The following is a 3,027-nucleotide window of genomic DNA, read 5'->3' on the forward strand; positions in this document are numbered from 1 at the left end:
TTCCCGGATAATATTAAAATCCCTGTAAGTGGGAAATTGCATCTTTCACGACTTCCATTCCAAGTATGGGTATTTGGGGATAATACCATAGGTGGAAGGTATGGGTATCTCTTTAATGATTCATTTACCAGCTATCTTGATAATGATGGATCATTTGAGATAGATCTTTATAAGGATCTCTTCCTACCGAACGGTATATGTTCCTGTGATCTCTCTCCGGGGCAATATTATGTCATAATCCAGACGCCGAGCCAGAAAAGAACAGGGAAAGAACTTTTCTCCGTTACTTTGGAAGGTTCAAAATGGATTGATCAAATTAATAATCCCATATTGCCTGCAGAGCAAACAAAAAATATTGGTCAATGGAAATATGTTGTAGAATCAAAACCAGTCTATTGGACAAGAGCTTTCCCAATTGAAGGTCCGGAGGCATATGTAAATTATGATGGATTCTATAAGTTGAAGGACACACTCGAAAAATATGATGATCAATATGAGATCCTTACCTTTAACGTAACTGACACCTGCAATAAATACGTTGATTTTTCAGCAGAACCAGGATATGGATTAAAACCTCTTTCCGTACAGTTTACCGATAAATCAGGCTATACTGATGTAATTGGAAAACTCTGGACCTTCGGGGATGGCACGAATTCAACCTTACAGAATCCTGTACATGTCTATAAATCACCAGGGTATTATACTGTCAATCTTACTCTCACAAGGGAAGGCGGATTGGTTAATTCATCTGATAAATATCACTTTATCTATGTGAAGAATCCTGATGCTTCAGATAATTTAATTTTAAAAGATCTGACTGCAGACTTTATGGAGAAAAGCCCGACATCTGGATCACCACCTCATACGGTTCAATTCATTGATATATCAGAGGGTTCTCCTGTCGGATGGAACTGGAACTTTGGTGATGGTTCAACTTCCACTGAGCAGAGTCCACAGCACACGTATCGGCGAGTAGGAGTCTATAATGTTACGCTTACGGTATTTGACCGGTACGGAAATGATGATAGGAAAGAGAAACCATATCTGATAAAAGTCGATAGTTCATCTATAAAGGCTTCTTTCAGATACACTCCTGATATGACGAATATCAAAAGGATTCATTTCGAAGACCTCTCTGAAGGAAAAGGGATCAACTCATGGGTATGGAACTTTGGGGATGGAGTTGGATCATCTACCGAACAAAATCCCAGTTATCAGTATGCTGAAAAGGGATGTTATACTGTAACGCTGAAAGTAGCGAATAATGTCGTATCAGATCTCCGAAGTTATCGGATCTGCATCTGATCTTTTTTTATTTATTGAGTTTCTTATCGAAAGTTTTATATTTTTAATAATATAAAGCATGAATATTATCTCTTGATGGGGGGCTATTGTACGTTTTGATCCCTTGCATGGGGTTTGGACAAGATGCCCTTGGATGGTGTGCGTATGAAGGAAAAAGGTGAGAAAAGAATGTGCCAATGGAAATGGCCTGTAATTTTTATTCTATGCATGGGGCTTTTCATACTCCATGCTCAGGCCTATGTAATTTGTGGGCCTGAAAAAGTAACGCGGGGTGGAGTTGCTCTTTATACTCCAGAAGAAGGAAAAGTTAATCCTGATTTGGATGTAGATGGAGTTTTTGGATTTTATATTAAAACCCCATTGAACAATGCGCAGGATTGTGATAATTATCCAAATTGTTCCATTATGGATTGTATTCAGCCGAATTGTTCCTGTTATTATGGAAATCCATTGATTGCCGGATTTACCATCAATCCACAGACCATGACTGGGGCATATGGGGAGCGCCCGCCCTATTTCCCGAATCAGACTGGAGTTACTTTTGACCGGTTGTATGGTGACCATTCCATATATCCGGTTGTTGACAGGATGGCTACGTACTATGAACTTGTACCGAATGGAGATTTGTATCCTTCCAAGGGGGAGTGGTATGTGCCATTCAATGGCCTTCAGTATTATGGTCTGATAAATACATCGAAATTTAATATCTATCCGATTGACATTGCAACCCTATATCCGGATGAATTAGGAAAAATGGGTCTGAAACCTGGAAAGTATACTATTCATTTCCAGGAGAAGGATAATCCGACCCGCAACACATCAACTGATTACTCGTTTGAAGTCGTATTGGGGACTGTTGAGGTATCTTTTAAAAATTACGCAACTGGCCAGCCGATAAAAAGTATCCCACGAGGTCAGAAGGTTCGGATAACCGGGAAGAACACCGATAGCAACGTCACATACTTATGGTTAACTGGATATGGCCTTCCAGAATGTGGTACTGGTATCTTCCCAAGAACTCTTCCAGTAACATCGACCTCTCCTACGGTTATCAGCAAGGAGATTATGGAACGGCCAGATTCACCCTTTGTTGGAGAGTACCATTCAGATGGAACCTGGGAACTGGTATGGGATACTTCAGAATTACCACTGGTTGGGGGACAGAGTTATTCGATATACGCATCCAGTATCAATCCTGAAGAAGTTCTTCCGTTACTTCCGCCACGAGGAAGCTGCACAACCACCGAAAATGGTATATGCGCCTTTGGAGCATGTCCATACTGTGAACCTCTGTCTGATCCGGCAACTATCCAGCTTACCGATTTGGAACCGGTAGATGTAGTTGTTGATCCCTCGGTAGCAACTCCATGTTGTTGTCAGGGTTATCCATGCGGGGTATCAGACTCTGCTGATAAGATAGTATTGAAGTTTAAGACCGGGGTGTCAAGACTTCCTGTACAGATCTGGATGTTTGGAGAAGGAAAGGTTGGTGAACAGGGGTTCCTGTTTACAGATAAATACCGGACCCTTCTTGATGATGATGGAACATTTGAAATTGATATCAATCAGTATCTACTGGAACCAAATAACATCAAATTATGTGATTTGAATGAGGGCAAATACACTCTACTTGTTCAAGTTCCATATGTCACCTCGTTTGGGCAGGAAAAGTTTGATATAACCTTAGAAACGAGTGATTTTGCTCAATTAATAGAAAATGCC

Annotated in this window: 1 protein-coding gene and 1 pseudogene; both read left to right on the top strand. The window is 40.6% G+C overall.

The genetic code is table 11. From position 1 onward, the window contains the following. Nucleotides 1-459: 459 nt before the first annotated feature. Nucleotides 460-1,305: a PKD domain-containing protein gene (locus PLA23_RS12055; protein ID WP_324475340.1), complete on the top strand. Its 846-nt coding sequence runs from the start codon at nt 460-462 to the stop codon at nt 1,303-1,305. A gap of 144 nt (nt 1,306-1,449) precedes the next feature. After that, nucleotides 1,450-3,027 (top strand): annotated as a pseudogene (locus PLA23_RS12060) (hypothetical protein); the annotation flags it as partial.

The sequence above is a fragment of the Methanospirillum sp. genome (assembly GCF_035406105.1).
Lineage (GTDB): Archaea > Halobacteriota > Methanomicrobia > Methanomicrobiales > Methanospirillaceae > Methanospirillum.